This is a genomic window from Komagataeibacter sp. NFXK3, assembly GCF_054182245.1.
In genome coordinates this window covers 1-15,376 of sequence record NZ_JAPIVJ010000007.1, presented here as the reverse complement: position 1 = coordinate 15,376, position 15,376 = coordinate 1, and the positions used below count along the sequence as shown (strand labels likewise).

General features: G+C 58.3%; 15 protein-coding genes and 1 pseudogene. 3 read left to right on the top strand and 13 right to left on the bottom strand.

What is annotated here, in order from left to right:
* Positions 1 to 12: 12 nt before the first annotated feature.
* The 6 genes from OQZ28_RS09005 to dapA form a co-directional block, all read right to left on the bottom strand.
* Positions 13 to 1,086 carry an ABC transporter ATP-binding protein gene (locus tag OQZ28_RS09005; protein WP_458135880.1) on the bottom strand — a complete coding sequence of 358 codons (1,074 nt, stop codon included), beginning with the start codon at positions 1,084 to 1,086 and terminating at the stop codon, positions 13 to 15.
* Between the two features lie 35 nt (positions 1,087 to 1,121).
* The gene (locus tag OQZ28_RS09000; RefSeq protein WP_458135879.1) at positions 1,122 to 1,895 is read right to left on the bottom strand and encodes an SDR family NAD(P)-dependent oxidoreductase; all 774 of its coding nucleotides are present in this window, start codon (positions 1,893 to 1,895) and stop codon (positions 1,122 to 1,124) included.
* Between the two features lie 99 nt (positions 1,896 to 1,994).
* A complete protein-coding gene (locus OQZ28_RS08995) occupies positions 1,995 to 2,798 on the bottom strand; it encodes an ABC transporter permease (RefSeq protein ID WP_165399129.1) in 804 nt (267 codons plus the stop codon).
* A gap of 11 nt (positions 2,799 to 2,809) precedes the next feature.
* Positions 2,810 to 3,646, bottom strand: coding sequence for an ABC transporter permease (locus OQZ28_RS08990; RefSeq protein ID WP_458135878.1), 837 nt, complete (start codon positions 3,644 to 3,646; stop codon positions 2,810 to 2,812).
* Positions 3,643 to 4,707, bottom strand: a complete 1,065-nt coding sequence (locus OQZ28_RS08985) for an ABC transporter substrate-binding protein (protein WP_458135979.1) — start codon at positions 4,705 to 4,707, stop codon at positions 3,643 to 3,645. The genes OQZ28_RS08990 and OQZ28_RS08985 overlap by 4 nt, the downstream gene beginning before the upstream one ends.
* 61 nt (positions 4,708 to 4,768) lie before the next feature.
* On the bottom strand, positions 4,769 to 5,635 hold the full coding sequence (gene dapA / locus OQZ28_RS08980; RefSeq protein WP_458135877.1) for a 4-hydroxy-tetrahydrodipicolinate synthase: 867 nt from the start codon (positions 5,633 to 5,635) through the stop codon (positions 4,769 to 4,771).
* 257 nt (positions 5,636 to 5,892) lie between these two features.
* Between dapA and OQZ28_RS08975 the strand changes: the two genes are divergently transcribed.
* Entirely contained in the window at positions 5,893 to 6,594 is a 702-nt protein-coding gene (locus tag OQZ28_RS08975) for a GntR family transcriptional regulator (RefSeq protein ID WP_458135876.1), read from the top strand.
* 102 nt (positions 6,595 to 6,696) lie between these two features.
* Here OQZ28_RS08975 and OQZ28_RS08970 read toward each other — a convergent pair whose 3' ends face one another.
* The 6 genes from OQZ28_RS08970 to OQZ28_RS08945 are packed head-to-tail and all read right to left on the bottom strand — an operon-like array spanning position 6,697 to position 13,633.
* Entirely contained in the window at positions 6,697 to 7,599 is a 903-nt protein-coding gene (locus tag OQZ28_RS08970) for a bifunctional 5,10-methylenetetrahydrofolate dehydrogenase/5,10-methenyltetrahydrofolate cyclohydrolase (protein WP_458135875.1), read from the bottom strand.
* On the bottom strand, positions 7,599 to 8,477 hold the full coding sequence (purU, locus tag OQZ28_RS08965; RefSeq protein ID WP_458135874.1) for a formyltetrahydrofolate deformylase: 879 nt from the start codon (positions 8,475 to 8,477) through the stop codon (positions 7,599 to 7,601). The genes OQZ28_RS08970 and purU overlap by 1 nt, the downstream gene beginning before the upstream one ends.
* 1 nt (position 8,478) lies before the next feature.
* Complete coding sequence (locus OQZ28_RS08960; protein ID WP_458135873.1) at positions 8,479 to 9,060, bottom strand: sarcosine oxidase subunit gamma; 582 nt, start codon at positions 9,058 to 9,060, stop codon at positions 8,479 to 8,481.
* Positions 9,053 to 12,106, bottom strand: coding sequence for a sarcosine oxidase subunit alpha family protein (locus tag OQZ28_RS08955; RefSeq protein WP_458135872.1), 3,054 nt, complete (start codon positions 12,104 to 12,106; stop codon positions 9,053 to 9,055). The genes OQZ28_RS08960 and OQZ28_RS08955 overlap by 8 nt, the downstream gene beginning before the upstream one ends.
* Positions 12,103 to 12,366 carry a sarcosine oxidase subunit delta gene (locus OQZ28_RS08950; RefSeq protein WP_458135871.1) on the bottom strand — a complete coding sequence of 88 codons (264 nt, stop codon included), beginning with the start codon at positions 12,364 to 12,366 and terminating at the stop codon, positions 12,103 to 12,105. The genes OQZ28_RS08955 and OQZ28_RS08950 overlap by 4 nt, the downstream gene beginning before the upstream one ends.
* Positions 12,367 to 12,373: 7 nt before the next feature.
* Entirely contained in the window at positions 12,374 to 13,633 is a 1,260-nt protein-coding gene (locus OQZ28_RS08945; RefSeq protein WP_458135870.1) for a sarcosine oxidase subunit beta family protein, read from the bottom strand.
* Between the two features lie 82 nt (positions 13,634 to 13,715).
* Between OQZ28_RS08945 and OQZ28_RS08940 the strand changes: the two genes are divergently transcribed.
* Both OQZ28_RS08940 and OQZ28_RS08935 read left to right on the top strand, forming a co-directional pair.
* Positions 13,716 to 14,684 (top strand): LysR family transcriptional regulator, encoded by a 969-nt coding sequence (locus OQZ28_RS08940; protein WP_458135869.1) that lies wholly within the window; start codon positions 13,716 to 13,718, stop codon positions 14,682 to 14,684.
* An 84-nt stretch (positions 14,685 to 14,768) separates the two neighbouring features.
* A pseudogene (locus tag OQZ28_RS08935) lies at positions 14,769 to 14,986 on the top strand (transposase); the annotation flags it as partial.
* A 159-nt stretch (positions 14,987 to 15,145) separates the two neighbouring features.
* On the opposite strand, the gene OQZ28_RS08930 reads toward OQZ28_RS08935, so the two are convergent.
* The coding region (locus OQZ28_RS08930; RefSeq protein ID WP_458135868.1) for a hypothetical protein at positions 15,146 to 15,376 on the bottom strand (231 nt) is incomplete at its 5' end.

Here is a 15,376-nt window from a genome sequence, read left to right as displayed (position 1 = left end):
GGATGTTATCCTTCAAGCAGGTAGGAGCACCGTATCGGATGCAAGCCAGCCCAGATGGATTTCGCTATCTATCTGCAAACTTGCATAATCATTATGGGCACGCGTTTTGAACTGTAGCCGGCCACCGCCCTGCCCGCGCACCGCGACACGTATGAACCCCCCAACAAAATTGACGTTTTCCACAATACAGGCAAAACGGTTCGGGATATCTGCCGCTGGCGCCACACACATGACATGCTCCGGCCGCACCAGAAGCTTGGCATGGCTGCCAACCGGGATGTCGGGCCTGCCGACCACATGGATCGATAGGCCACATTCACTGCGGAAGAGGTTCTCGGCCACGAGACGGCCCGCGAGGATGTTGGATTCCCCCAGAAAGGTTGCCGTAAACTCCGATACAGGCGTGAAATACATTTCCTGCGGGGTACCGATCTGTTCGATCCGTCCCCTGTTCATCAGGCATATCCTGTCAGAGAGGTTCAGCGCCTCCTCCTGATCATGCGTGACATAGACAAACGTGGCGCCGGTTGCACGATGAAGGGCCTTGATTTCATCCTGCATCTGTTCGCGCATGTTTTTATCCAGTGCGCCGAGCGGTTCATCCATCAGGATGATACTGGGCGAATAGACCAGACAGCGCGCAATCCCGACGCGCTGCTGCTGGCCGCCCGAAAGCTCGCGTGGTTTTCGATGGGCAAAACCTTCCAGCCCCATGCGGTGCAGGATATTCGTGACCGCCTGCCTGATCCGCTCTGCCGGCCAATGACGGATCCGTAGCGGAAACGCAATATTGTCAAAAACATTCATATGGGGCAGCAGCGCATAGTTCTGGAAGACCATACCCAGACCCCGCTCACGCGCCGGCACGGCCGTTACATCGCGTCCGTCAATAAACACACGCCCCCCATCAGGATGGGCCGCGCCATTTATAACATTGAGGATCGTTGACTTGCCCGACCCGCTCGGGCCGAGCAGGCTCACGAATTCCCCCGGCCTTATTGCAAGGTTGATGTTGTCCAGCGCCAGAAAATCGCCATACCGCACCATAACATCCTGCAGGCGCAGGCGATCGGGCGGTGCCACCATATCAGTATCTGTGCTGGACTTTTCCATATGAACCATCAGGACGCCACAGGAACATTATAGGCGAGCGGCAGGCGGCCACCATCGGCATAGATCACCTGCCCGGTAATATAGCTGGCCATTGGCGAAGCCAGGAAAACGGCGATCTCGGCAATTTCCTCGGGCTGCCCCAGACGCCCCATGGGCGTGCGCGAAAGCATGCCGTGCCGCATGTCGGGATTGGCCTGCATGATGTCCCGCAGCAGTTCCGTCTCGATACTGCCTGGCCCGATCGCATTGACACGGATGTTGGAAGGCGCAAGCCCCAATGCCATGACACGCGTCAGCTGGTTCATCCCGCCTTTTGAAACCGCGTAGGGCACGATACCCGGGCTGCATACAATAGCGTTGATGGAACTCATGTTGATGATCGAGCCACCACCCTGCTTGGCCATGACCCTGGCCGCCGCCTGCCCAAGCAGGAAAGGCCCCTTGAGGTTGACGCGCAGCACGCGGTCAAAGTCTTTTTCCTCAAGATCAAGGAAAGCCGCGCTGTGATTGATTCCGGCATTACAGACCGCGATATCAAGCTGTCCGAATGTTGCGACCGTTTTTTCTACCGCGTTATTGACGTCCTGCGCATTGGAAACATCGCAGGCCATGAACAGGCATGTCCCCTGGCCCGAAAGTTCGGCAGCCAGTTCTTCGCCCTTTTCAGCATTGATATCAATAATGACGACCTTCGCCCCATAGGCCACGTAGCGCCTGGCGATGGCTGCGCCAATCCCCTGCGAGGCGCCAGAGATAATTGCAATCTTGTTTGCCAGATCCATGGTATTTTCTTTCACGAGACAGGTTTGAATATTTGGCACGGATTGCATGTGGCCATCAGCCAGATCGCATGCCGGGCATGAGACAGGCGGGAAAACCTCCTAGAAGCTATCCCCGCCCTCAACTGGCCGCACCCGCGATGCCACAAGGCATGCAAGAAACGACACAGCAGACAATAATGTCGATGCAACAGCGATCAGGGGAGAAATCTCCCATTGGATACTGCTATACATGCGTACGGGCAGTGTTTCGGTCTGCACGCCTGAAATAAACCAGGCGATGACGACCTCATCAAACGACATGAGCAGCGCAAACAGCCCGCTTGCAATAATGGACGGCCTGATCTGCGGCAGCATGACGCACCAGAACACCCTCTGGCGCCCGGCCCCCATAAGCTGTGCCGCGAATTCCAGCCGGGGGTCGATCTTCCGGATGCCAGCCGTAAGGGTCATGATGACGTAGGGCGTGACATAGACCGTATGCGCCAGGACAAGGCCCGCGAAGGAGTTGATCAGCCCCAGCGTGGAAAAATAGAAGTATATGCCAAGCGATATGATGATGGTCGGTACGGCCAGTGGCGTCATGAGCATGCCACGGATCAAATTCTTGCCCGGGAATGCAAACCGCTCGAGGCCATACGTTGCCGGTATGCCAATGCCGAGCGAAAGTATCGTGGCGGAAAAGGCAATAAAGACACTGTGCCAGACCGATTGCATCCATGCCGGGGAAGACAGGAATTCAGCATACAGCCGCAATGTCGGGTTCGTGCCGCCGCCCTGGCCTGGCCCGGCGATCAGGCCGAACGAAATCAGCATGACAATAATGCTTGGCACCAGCAGGAAGCCATAGACCACACAAGCCAGCCCCGTGGTAAAATACCGGGTACGGCGGGCTGGCCTATCCATTGAATCCGAGTTCATGCCCGGCGCACCTTTCGCAAAGTGGCGGCCATGACGCCGCATAGCCCGATAATGGCCAGCAGGCACATGCCAATGGCCGCAGCGGCGGACCAGTCCAGGGTTTCACGGGTATAGAAATCAACAAGATTTGCCAACATGACGTCATGCCGCCCGCCCAGCAGCGCGGGAACGACAAAAAAGCCCAGCGAAATGATGAATGTGGACGAGGCCCCCGCAATCACGCCAGGCAGGCTCAGGGGAAGGGTAATCTGCCTGAATACGCGTAGCGGGTGCGCGCCCATAAGGGTTGCGGCCCGCCCGAGTGCCGGGTCAATCGCCAGAAGGCTGGCCAGAACCGGAAAAATAACAAAAGGGACAAGGTAATTGGCCATGCCTATTACAACGGCAAACTTGTTGAACAGTAATGGGAGCGCCACCTTGTGGCCGACCAGGTAACTCAGGGCCGAATTGATCAGACCCCGCCGCCCCAGTATGATGGTAAATGCATAACTTTTTACCAGAATACTGGTCCAGAACGGCATCAGGACCAGAATCATCATAAGCGCGCGTCGGCGCGGGGTCTGGCGCGCCAGATGAATTGCCACCGGGTAACCCAGCAGGACACTCAGCACCGTTGCCAGGATACTGGTTTCAAACGTGGACCATAACGACTGGAAGAACAGCCTGCTGGACAATAACGTGACATAGGCAGAAAAGCTGAAATGCGGACCGTTGAAACTGACATAAAAAATGTAAAGCAACGGAATGCCAACAATGCCCACCATAAATACAGCCGCAGGCCCGATCGTGCACAGAGCACCAGTTCTGTCCCTGGTCATGGCAGGTATGGTCATGACAGGGTCCATTCCTTGAACCGCCGCTCAAGCCCGCTGTAGTTCTGCGCCCACCATGCATCATTGACGAGTGCATTCCGGCCAGGGTTGATGTCAGGCATCCAGCGCTGTACCCTTTCTGACAGCATGCCCATCGCCTTTTCATTAACCGGCCGATTGACAAGCATATCCATCGTTGCAGCCTGACGGTCGGCACGCAGGGCAAAGGCGACGAACTGCATGGCCTCATCCCTGTGCGGCGCGCCTTTCAAAATGGACAGATATTCCAGGAAATTCAGCGTCTGGGCGAATGAAAAATCGATTGAAACGCCGCCGCTCGCCTGCGCGGCCTGAACACGGGAGGCATAGCTGTAACTGAAATCAGCCTCCCCTGCCTCCAGCATGGTAATGGTCTGGGTCGTGGCCTCAACCCATTTTATGATCGAGGGTTTAATCGTGTCGAGCATCCGGAAACCGCGTTCGACATCCAGCGGATAGAGCTGATCCGGGGGCACCCCATCTGCCAGAAGGGCGACTTCAAGCGTTTCGCTAACCCGGTTGCGCAGTGTCCGCAGTCCAGGGAAACGCTTGGTATCGAAATATTCCGCAAAAGTGCGCGGGTGCCGCCCATCAGGGAACTCCCTGGGGTCATAGGCGATGCCACCTGCGGTCAGGCAAAACGGTGCCAGGTCATGTGTGGGCTGCACGGAAAGTTCGGATAACGGAAAGTGTGTTGTATCCAACGCCTCCCAGTACCCTTCACGCGATCCCGTTGCCGCGAGGGGGCCGGGTGAATCAAAGATGTCCCATTCCACGTTGCCCGACAGGATCTGGGCCTTCACCTTGGCCAGGTCTGGTGTATCCACCATCGTGACATGGATGCCCGTCTCCGCCATGAACGGTTCAACCAATCCCTTGCGTACGGCATTATGGTAGCTTCCCCCCCAGCTCACAAAAACCAGTTCCCCGCCGGAGCGTGCAAGGGAGCGGCGTGAAATGAACGGGGCTGCAAGCGCGGACGCACCCCCAAGGCAAAAATTCCGCCGTCTGACCTTATGCGATACTGCCCTGGAGTGTGACATCTGTCCGTCCTTGCACAGGTAAGGAATTAGTCCATGACCGGTCTGGTAAAAGCCTCTGTGGTCAGTTCTCCCCGGCAAGAAATGCCGGAACAAGCTGTGCCAGTTTTTCCTTCAGCATGGCGCTTGCCGGCTGTAGTGGCGGCAGGACCTCACCATAGGGACGGCCCACCAGCGACAGGGCAGCTTTCAACGGTGCCGGATTATGTTCGGAAAACAGGGCCTCGACCACCGGCATCAGGCGTGCATGCAGGGCAAGGGCATCGGCAAGACGGTTCTGGCTTGCCGCCTCGTAAATACGGTTCCAGGCTGACTGGAAAATACATGATGTGGCCAGAAGGCCACCCTTTGCCCCCATCGCCACATGCACCGGGAATACGTTCTCCTCACCCGACAGGATGGCGATCTTGTCTCCCGCCGCTTCAAGAACCTTCAACTGCTGTGACAGGTCATTGTTGCAGGCCTTCATTGCAACCACGCGCGTCTGCTCCGCAAGCGTTGCCACAGTTTCTGGTGTGAGCGAGATGCCGGTACGATACGGTATTTCATACAGCATGATTTCCGCATCGACCGCATCGGAAATGGCTTTGTAGTAATCAACAATGCCGGCCTGCGTTGGACGGGAATAATAAGGCGTCACCACCATCAGCGCGTCGGCGCCAAGGGCACGGGCGTTCCGTCCGGCACTGATCGTATCATTCAATCCTGGTGAAAGAATGCCGCAGATGACGGGAACATCCCCATCTGCCGCCGCAACCGAATACTCCACCATCTGGCTACGCTGGCGGTCGGTCAAGGCCGTATATTCACCCGTGCCGCCATTGGGCGCGATGGCGCTGGCTCCCTGGTCGATCACATGGCGCACCAGGGATGCAACCGCACCCTGATCTATCTGTCCATGCGAATCCAGGGGGGTCGGTGTTGCTGTCACGATACCGGATATGCTGACAATTGAGTGTGGCATGCGAATACTTTCGAGCCGATTATGTTTCAATTTCGATATGGATACAATTTGGATACCGGTCTATCGCCTGTCAAGGAATTTCGATCGGATTCCGGAGGTGTTTTTCCTTTATTTAAGCAGCCCTCATATTCATTATCCTTTTTTCGTGATTGAATTGTTGAGTGCTGGCCCAAAGCAATTAGGATCGGCATAATTATGGACAGAACGATATAGGCAGCAGATATATGGCAGGTGATTCAGGATCCCGGGAGGGAGACCGTGTTTATTCAATGTTACGAAAACGCATACTTGCAGTAGATCTGGAACCGGGATCTGTGCTTGACGAGGCCCGTATCGTGCAGGACATGGGCACATCGCGCACCCCCGTGCGTGAAGCGGTCATCCGCCTTGTATCTGACGGCCTTCTCAAACGCGACGGGCGGCAGGTTATCGTCCCGACATTTCAGGTTGCGCAGTTGCGGGCGTTTTTTGAAACATTGCTTCTCTATACACGCGTTACACACCGGCTGGCGGCAGAACGGCGCAGCGTCAAACAACTGGCCGACATATGGAATGCCGTAAAGGCATTTGAGAAGGAGGCCCGTAACGGCATCGAGTTCGAAATGACGGATGCCAACCATCGGTTCCATCGCACGATTGCTGCCGCATGCGACAACATTTTCTTTCAGGAAGCGTATGAGTCCATCCTGCTCCAGTCATTGCGCCTGTCACGGCACTGTTTTGTTGCCGGGATCAAATCAGAATACAAGCACAGGGAGCATCTTGAAACGATCATGGCCGAGCACAGAGCCATAGCACAAGCGATTGAAGATGGAGACGCGGACCGCACGGATGTTCTGGCAACCGCCCATATCAGCCTGTTCCGGTCATGGCTGAGCGACCAGTTACTCGGGCCTGCCGAACTGCTTAATGAAATGATGTTGTGATGAACGCAATACCCGTAACCGGCATGACCGCGTCAGGCAGGTTCGGTATGGTCGCGTACGTCGCCACAACGCCCCGGCCTGTTGGCGTTCACAACATTGCTTTCATATCCGGGGCAAGAGGCCTGTTCCCCGGCCCTGCGCAGCACACAGGGTATTCCACAATAGGCAGGCGATTGTCATGGGTCCGACGCCACCGGGCACAGGTGTAATGGCGGCTGCCTTCCGGGCTGCTTCATCAAAGGCCACGTCTCCCACAATACTGGCATGGCCCTGTTTTTCCACGCGATTGATGCCCACATCAATCACAATGGCGCCCGGCTTGATCCATTCGCCCCGTACCAGCCCTGCATGTCCTGCCGCAACAACCAGTATGTCCGCCCGCCGTGCCTCGGCCGCTACATCGCGTGATTGCAGGTGCGTCATCACAACAGTGCACCCTTCGTTCAGCAACAGGCGGGCGGTGGGGCGGCCAACAATATTCGAACACCCTATAATAACCGCATGCAGGCCTGCCATATCGGGGATGACGCGCCTTAACAGCAAACGACAGCCCACCGCAGTGCACGGGATCATGCCATCTTCCCGCCCGACCGCGAGTTTGCCGGCGTTTACAATATGAAAACCATCAACATCCTTTGCCGGTGCAATGGCGTCAGTCACCACATCGCGGTTCATATGCGCAGGCAAAGGCAACTGCACAAGAATTCCATGCACGGAAGCATCCGTATTCAGCGATGAAATCAGGGCGAGCAGTTCAGCCTGTGTCGCATGAGCCGGCAACCGGTAGGAAATGGAGTGCATGCCCACCGCCTTGACGGCCCGGATCTTGTTGCGCACATAAATATGGCTGGCAGGGTCTTCCCCCACCAGGACCACGGCAAGGGATGGCGTAATCCCCTGCGCGCACAGGCGCGAGACCTCATGCGCTACATGGCCTTTCAGCAAGGCGGCCTCTGCCCTGCCATCAATTACAGTTGCGTGGCCAACACTGGAATTATTGTGCATCAGGATACGAATACAATTGTTTTATTGCTATTCATTACGGTACGGTGCTCGATATGATACCGCACCGCCCGGGCCAGGACACGGCGCTCTATGTCCCGCCCCTTGCGGATCAGGTCATCGGGGGTGTCGCTATGTGAAATCCGCTCGACATCCTGCTCAATGATCGGCCCTTCATCAAGGTCGCTGGTTACATAATGGGCCGTGGCTCCGATCAGCTTAACACCACGGTCAAAAGCCTGGTGGTACGGACGCGCGCCCTTGAAACCGGGCAGGAAGGAATGATGGATATTGATGCAGTTACCTGAAAGATAGGCTGCCATCTCGTTCGACAGGATCTGCATGTAACGCGCAAGCACCACAAGCTGCGTGCCAGTTGCAACGATGATGTCACGGATCTGCTGTTCCTGCTCGGCCTTTGTCTTTTTGGTTACAGGCAGATAGTGAAACGGAATTCCATGGAAATCTATATTTTCATAGGTTTCCGCCGGATGGTTGGAAATGATGCCGACCGGCTCGATCGGCAGTTCCCCGATACGCCAGCGATAAAGAAGATCAACCAGGCAGTGGTCAAAACGCGATACCAGGAACAGGACCTTCTGCCGCCTGCGCAGATCCACGAGTGACCAGTGCAAGCCGAATGTTTCGGTCAGCGCCTCCAGTGTGGCCCTGATCCGGTTCCGTATAGTCGGGTCATCGGCAATGTCGAATACGATACGCATGAAGAACTGCGTACTCGTGGCTTCGTCAAACTGCTGTGCCTCGGTAATATTGGCGCCCAGTTCAAACAGGCGGGTGCTGACTGCGGCGACAATGCCCGGGCGGTTATGGCAACTGAAGGTTACGGCAAAAAGGGCGTGTGTTGCAGAAGGAAAAATCATGTCAGTTTTGTTCCGATTCCGGAATGCCGCCCCGCATGGCGGCAAGAATGTCATGATGCAGGCTGCGGGCTAGACTGCGAAAGACGATGAAATCATAGGCGGGTTGCCGGTCACGCTGCATGAGAATGACCGGGATATGACCCGCCTGTGTCAGTGCGACGCTGGAAAGCCCGAAACAGCGCGGATGCAGGTCTATCGGGACCAGTTTGGCCGCGATGGCGTGCGCATACGGGCCGGAAAGCGTGAGCGTTACGCGCCCGTCGGTCTGGTCGGTCAGGGCGGCGTGCGCCCCGCAGGCCACCTGCAGTTTTTCCATCAGCCCTGAGCCTTGGGGGGCACAGGCCAGCCACTGGTTCGGGCCGATCCATAAAATGGACACTCCTTGCTGCCGGGTGGCGGTGCCAGGGGCTGGCGGCAGGCTGGCGCCCAGGGCGTGCAGGACCGCTTCGCGCAGGGCTGGCAGGGAATTGCTGAAGCTGCTGATGCTGACCATTTCCTCCAACGGTGCGGGGGCCAGTGACAGGCCCCCGACCCGACAGGGTTCGGCCGCGATGGGAGCGCAGGGCGAAAGGATATCAGGCATGCAGGCGGCTCCCTTCGGGGTCAACAAAGACGGGTGGCACCACCTGCGCCTCGATCACGGTGCCCGCCAGCGGGTTATGAACGGCTATGACCTCCCCATGCCTTTGCGGGCCATGCGACAGGAAACCAAGCGCGATCCAGGATTCAACCGTAGGTGACCATGCGGATGAGGAAATCCACCCCTGATCGGATGCGGCATCTGCCGGTGCGCCACGTGGCAGCAGGTGGGCACCGGCCACAAGGGCATCGCTGGCATGAAGCGGCTTCAGCCCTATCAGCGTGGGGCGGGTGGCATCGCACAACGCGGTACGCTGCGCCATGGCCCGCCCGATGAAGTCCTTCTTGCGCGACAGCATCCGCCCCATTCCCAGGTCATGCGCGGTGGTCTGGCCATTCAGTTCCGGGCCTGCCGGATGCCCTTTCTCGATACGCATCACACCCAGGGCCTCCGTGCCATAAGGGGTTATGCCGTAAGGTGCCCCCACCCGCATGAGCAGGCGCGCCAGCGCGTCGCCATAGCGTGCAGGCACCGCAATTTCATACGCCAGCTCCCCCGAGAAGGAGAGACGGAACAGCCGCCCCCCCACACCATCGCGCAACCGGACGTTTGCAGCCCCCATGTAACCAAAGGCTTCGTTGGACAGGTCAAAGGATTCATCAATGATTTCACGCAGCACATCACGCGAGCGTGGCCCGGCCACGGCAATCTGGGCCCAGGCATCGGTTACGGAGATGAACCGGACATCAAGCCCGGGCCACAGACACTGGTGGCAGAATTCCAGATGCCGCATGACCGCGCCCGCATTCGCCGTGGTCGTGGTCATGACATAGTGGTTCTCGGCCAGACGTGCGGTGGTGCCATCATCAAAGGCAAAGCCGTCCTCACGGAGCATGAGGCCGTATCGCGCCCGCCCCACCGGCAGCTTACGCCATGCATTGACATAAACACGCTCAAGCAGCGTTGCCGCATCAGCGCCCTGGATATCAATCTTGCCCAGGGTCGTGACATCACAGAACCCTACGCTCGAGCGTACAGACCGGACCTCACGGTTGACGGTCTCCTGCCACGATGTTTCACCCGGCCGGGGGTACCACTGTGCGCGCTGCCATATTCCGTTGGATGTCAGGACACAGCCTGCCTCCACCGCCCAGTCATGCGTGGGCGGCAGGCGGTGTGGCTTGAAATGACGCCCACGATGCGTGCCCGCCAGGGCGCCGATCGCGCATGGCTGCACGGGCGGGCGCACAATGGTCGTACCGGTCTGCGCAATACTCCGCCCCCGCTCCCACGCCATCATGGCCAAGGCATTCACATTGGCCGTCTTGCCCTGGTCGGTTGCCATGCCCAGCGTCGTGTAGCGCTTGAGGTGCTCGACCGCCCAGAACCCTTCACGCGCAGCAAGGCTGACATCCTTGGCCGTTACATCATTCTGGAAATCAATGAACGCCTTGCCAGCCTGCCCTGCCCTGCCCCTGTCCAGCGCATGCCACAATGGCGCGATGGCATAGCCTTCCTTTTCTGCTGCACGGGGCAGCACCATGGCGCAACCAGCGGCCGGGTCAGAGCCCGCCCCCTGTGCCGCCGCGCGCCCAAGCGCATCACCCTGCGCCAGTGCGGCATCCGTGGTCAGGGCGCCCGCCGCGAAACCGGCCAGATGCAGCCCCGGCGCCGGGCTGGAGACGACAAAGGCATTAAGCGCCTCATCATACACCGGATGCGTGCGGTGGTGGGTGGCAAGGGCAATATCGGGGTTCCACCCTCCTGATACCGCCAGCAGGTCGCAGGCAAGGCGGCGGGTCTTCCCTGCGCTGTCGCGCACCTGCACGGCCTTCAGCCCGGTATGCCCGGTCGTGCCTGCAATGGCCCCGCCTGCAAACAGCGCCGCCCCGACCTGCCTAGCCATTGCCTGCGCCGCAGTGGATGACGGCTGTCGGGAATCAACGATTGCGACAACACGCACACCCGCGTCATGCAGGTCCGCAGCCGCCCGCAGGCCATCATCATTATTGGTATAGATGACGGCCTGGCGCCCCGGCACGACCCCGAAGCGATTGACATAGCTGCGTACGGCGCCTGCCAGCATGATGCCTGGCCGGTCGTTGTCGGGAAAGACGATAGGCCGTTCGATGCCGCCTGTGGCAAGGATGCATTGCCCGGCCACAATGCGCCACAGCCGCTGGCGAGGCTGGCCGGCCTGCGGCACCGCCACATGGTCGGCCACGCGCTCAAGCGCACCAAAGCATCCGCCGTCATAGCGCCCGAAAACACATGTGCGGGTCATGATCCGGACTTCAGGCAGCGCGCGAAGGTATTTTTCAGTATCCTGCGCCCATGCCCAGCCGGGCCGGTCATCGAGCATCACCCGTTCGGCACGCAGCCTGCCACCGGTCAGGCTGTCCTGTTCGCACAGGATCACCCGCGCGCCTGCCCCGGCCGCCGCGCGGGCTGCGGCCAGCCCGGCAGGGCCACTCCCCACGACAAGGACATCGCAGAATGCGGTGGCTTTTTCATAATGGTCCGGATCGGCCTCATCCGCCGCACGTCCCAGCCCGGCGGCCCGCCGGATGATGGGCTCGTATACTTTCTCCCAAAAGGAGGCAGGCCACATGAATGTCTTGTAATAGAACCCCGCGCTGAATACCGGCGCCAGCAGGCTGTTGGCGCCAAGCATATCGTGTTTCAGGGTAGGCCAGCGATTCTGGCTTGTGGCAGCCAGCCCATCAAAGACTTCCGTAACCGTAGCGCGTGAATTGGGTTCCCGCCGTGCGCCCTCGCGCAGCTCCACCAGGGCGTTGGGTTCTTCCGGCCCGGCGGACAGGATGCCGCGTGGCCGGTGGTACTTGAAAGAACGCCCGACCAGACGCACCCCGTTGGCCAGCAGCGCGGATGCCAGTGTATCGCCCGGATGCGCTTCCAGCACGCGGCCATCAAATGTGAAGCGGATGGTTTTGTCGCCACGGATGCCATTTCCCCGCGCCCAGCGCATGGGTTGAGTTTTTCCCCTGCGCCCGGTTTTCGGCGGCAGCGATGCGGAAAGATCATTCATGCCTCTGAGACCTCGGAAGCTGTCTGGACGCTGAAGATTTCGTGGGTACGCGTATCGCGCCTGACAACCAGCCAACTGTGGCAGCCTGCGGCATGATACCAATATTCCGCGTGTGGTCCGGCGGGGTTGTCACGCAGGTACACGTAATCCACCCATGCAGCCTCGGGTGCATCCAAATCCGGTCGGCGCACGGTCGCATCCCCACGATAGGTAAATTCTTCCACGCCGCGTGTGCCGCAGTAAGGACAGTGAATACGCATGATTACCTCAATGCAAATTGGGTTGTGCGCCCATGCCTTTTTCATCAATCACGGCGCCTCGTGCAAAGCGGTCTAGACGGTACGCAGTGGCAACCGGATGGGGTTCGTCGCGTGCAAGAAGATGCGCAAAACACAGCCCCGAGGCTGGCGTTGCCTTGAAGCCCCCGTAACACCAGCCGGCGTTCAGATAGAGTTGGTCAACCGGGGTGCGATCAATGATCGGACTGCCATCCATGGACATGTCCATAAGCCCGCCCCACTGCCGCAGCAGGCGGATACGGCCGATGCGCGGCATAAGCGCCATCCCGCCCTCGCACACATCCTCGACCACGGGCATGTTGCCGCGCTGTGCGTACGAGTTGTAGCTGTCTATATCTCCACCAAAGACCAGCCCACCCTTGTCGGACTGGCTTATATAGAAATGCCCGGCCCCGAAGGTGACAACGCAGTCAATAAAGGGCTTCAGTCCCTCAGTAACAAAAGCTTGCAATACATGGCTCTCGATAGGCAGGCGCAATCCGGCCAGCGCCGCAACACGCGATGAATTGCCCGCACAGGCTAGCCCCACCTTTTTTGCACCGATAAAGCCACGTGTTGTCTCGACCCCCTCCACCCTGCCATCCGTGATACGCATGCCGGTTACTTCGCAGTTTTCAATAATATCCACGCCCAGCCTGTCTGCTGCGCGTGCGTAACCCCACGCCACGGCGTCATGGCGTACGGTGCCGCCACGCTGTTGCAGCAACCCGCCCTGAATGGGGAAGCGTGCGTTATCAAAATCGAGGAATGGCAGCTTTCTGCGCACGGCTGAAGCATCCAGCAATTGTGCATCCACGCCGTGCAGGCGCATGGCGTTTCCACGCCGTGTATAGGCATTGCGCTGCCCGTCATTATGGAACAGGTTCAGCACGCCACGCTGGCTCACCATGGCGTTGTAGTTGATATCCTGCTCCAGCCCCTCCCATAGTTTCATGGAGCATTCATAGAAAGGCACGTTGCCGGCGAGCAGATAATTGGACCGTACTATGGTTGTATTACGCCCGATATTGCCATTACCCAGCCATGACTTTTCTACTACGGCAACCCGCCTGATCCCGTAGCGCCTCGCCAGATAATACGCCGTTGCAAGCCCATGGCCGCCGCCACCTACGATAACGACATCGTAACTGTCCTGCGGGGTGGCCTTACGCCATGCGGGTTTCCATCCAGTCTGGCCACGCAACGCTTCGCGCAAGACAGATAAAAAAGAATAACGATCGCTGGACATACGGTCTCCGTTTCTCGTTAATGGAAGCAACGTAGCGCTGTCGTTACGACGCAGTATTATAATTTTTCCTTATGGTGTGCTCATGGCTCCTTCCAGCTTTCCATTTGACATGTCCGCGCTCAACGTATTCCTGGCGGTGTGTGAAAATGGCAGCATGGCTTCTGCCGCACGAAGCCTTGGCATAACCCAGCCCGCCGTGTCGCAAACGATTGCCGACCTTGAGGCCAGAACGGCTACCATGCTGTTTGACCGGCGCGTCCGTCCGCTGGCGCTGACCGCCACCGGCACCGTGTTGCGTCAATATGCGTCAAACCTCGTTTCGGACATGCACCATATCGCAATGCGCCTGCGCGAGATGCAGACCGGGCGCGTCTCGCAACTCAGGATTGGCGTGGTTGATTCCCTGTCGCGTGCGGTGCTGGTAAACACATCGCATTTCATGCAGACACGGACGGAACACCTGGCTGTTTTTGCTGGCCTGACCGAATCCCATGCCGAAGCGTTGCTGACGCGACAGATTGATTTCATTGTCGGCGTCGATGATCTTGAAGACGTGGCCGGTCTGGAACGATGGCCCCTTTTCGAGGAGCCCTACCTCCTTGTGTGTGGTGAGGATATTCCCCCTCCTTCAACGCGGGAGGAATTGAAAGCCATGTGTTCCCAGTATCCATTTGTCCGCTTTACGTTACGTTCACGCTCGGGCACGGAGGTCGAGCGTTACCTGCGCCGCCTGCAGATTGATGCGCCGCTGGGGCAGGAATACGACCTTCCCATCGGCCTGCTTGCCGGATGCCAGAACGGCGGCATTGCCATTTCCACACCGCTCTGCATGCAGGAAGCGGGTTACGCGCCGGGGCAGGGCCTATGTGTGCATCCCCTGCCCGCGGGGGGAATCAAGCGACGCCTGACACTGGTGGCGCGCCGGCGGGAATTTGGTCGCCTACCCCTCGATTTTGCCCAGATGCTGCGTGTATCCTTGCAGGATTATACTCATAGGGTCCTGCATCACCGCTTTGCCGCATTTTCACAATCCATGATCGTACTGTCCTAGGAGCTGATCGACATTCAGGATTTTCTTTTTGTGAAACGGATGTTTGACTGAGCACCGTGTCAGGGCACGGAGTGTGGGATAGCAATCAGGCGGTACGAGTTGAGTGAAGCACAATGGCAACGGATTGCGCCTCTGCTTTTTGGCAAAGTTGGGAATGCAGGCCGCAGTGGGACGGATAACCGCCTGTTCGTGAACGGCTGCCTCTGGATTCTACGCTCTGGCGCGCATTGGCAGGACCTCCTGCCTGAGAGCGGTATGGCAAATGGAAGACGGTGCATTGTCGCTTCAGCAGATGGTCGCGGAAGCTGTCCTTGCAATTGCACCCGCAAGATTATCATCCCGCACGATACCAAGGCTTACAGGCGTGCAATCGCATCGAGCGCTGCTTCAACTGCCTCAGGCACTGAGGATACTACGCTACCCGATGTGACCGGACGTACCATCCATTTCCGTGGCTTTGTTCACTTCGCCTCAGCCATGATCTGGATGGCCTTAAAGGGTGTTTTATGCACCTTGAGCACGTATAGTGGCATTTCCAAGTATGAAATATGCGCACGCGATGATCTACCGTGCTTACCGTCCTGCTTGCCTTCCCTATGCATGCTGCGGTGTGTTCTGGAACGCAAAAAGCCACCCTTTTGGGGTGGCTTTTTGTTTGTCTTATCAGACGGAGATATCTGGTTGCGGGGGCA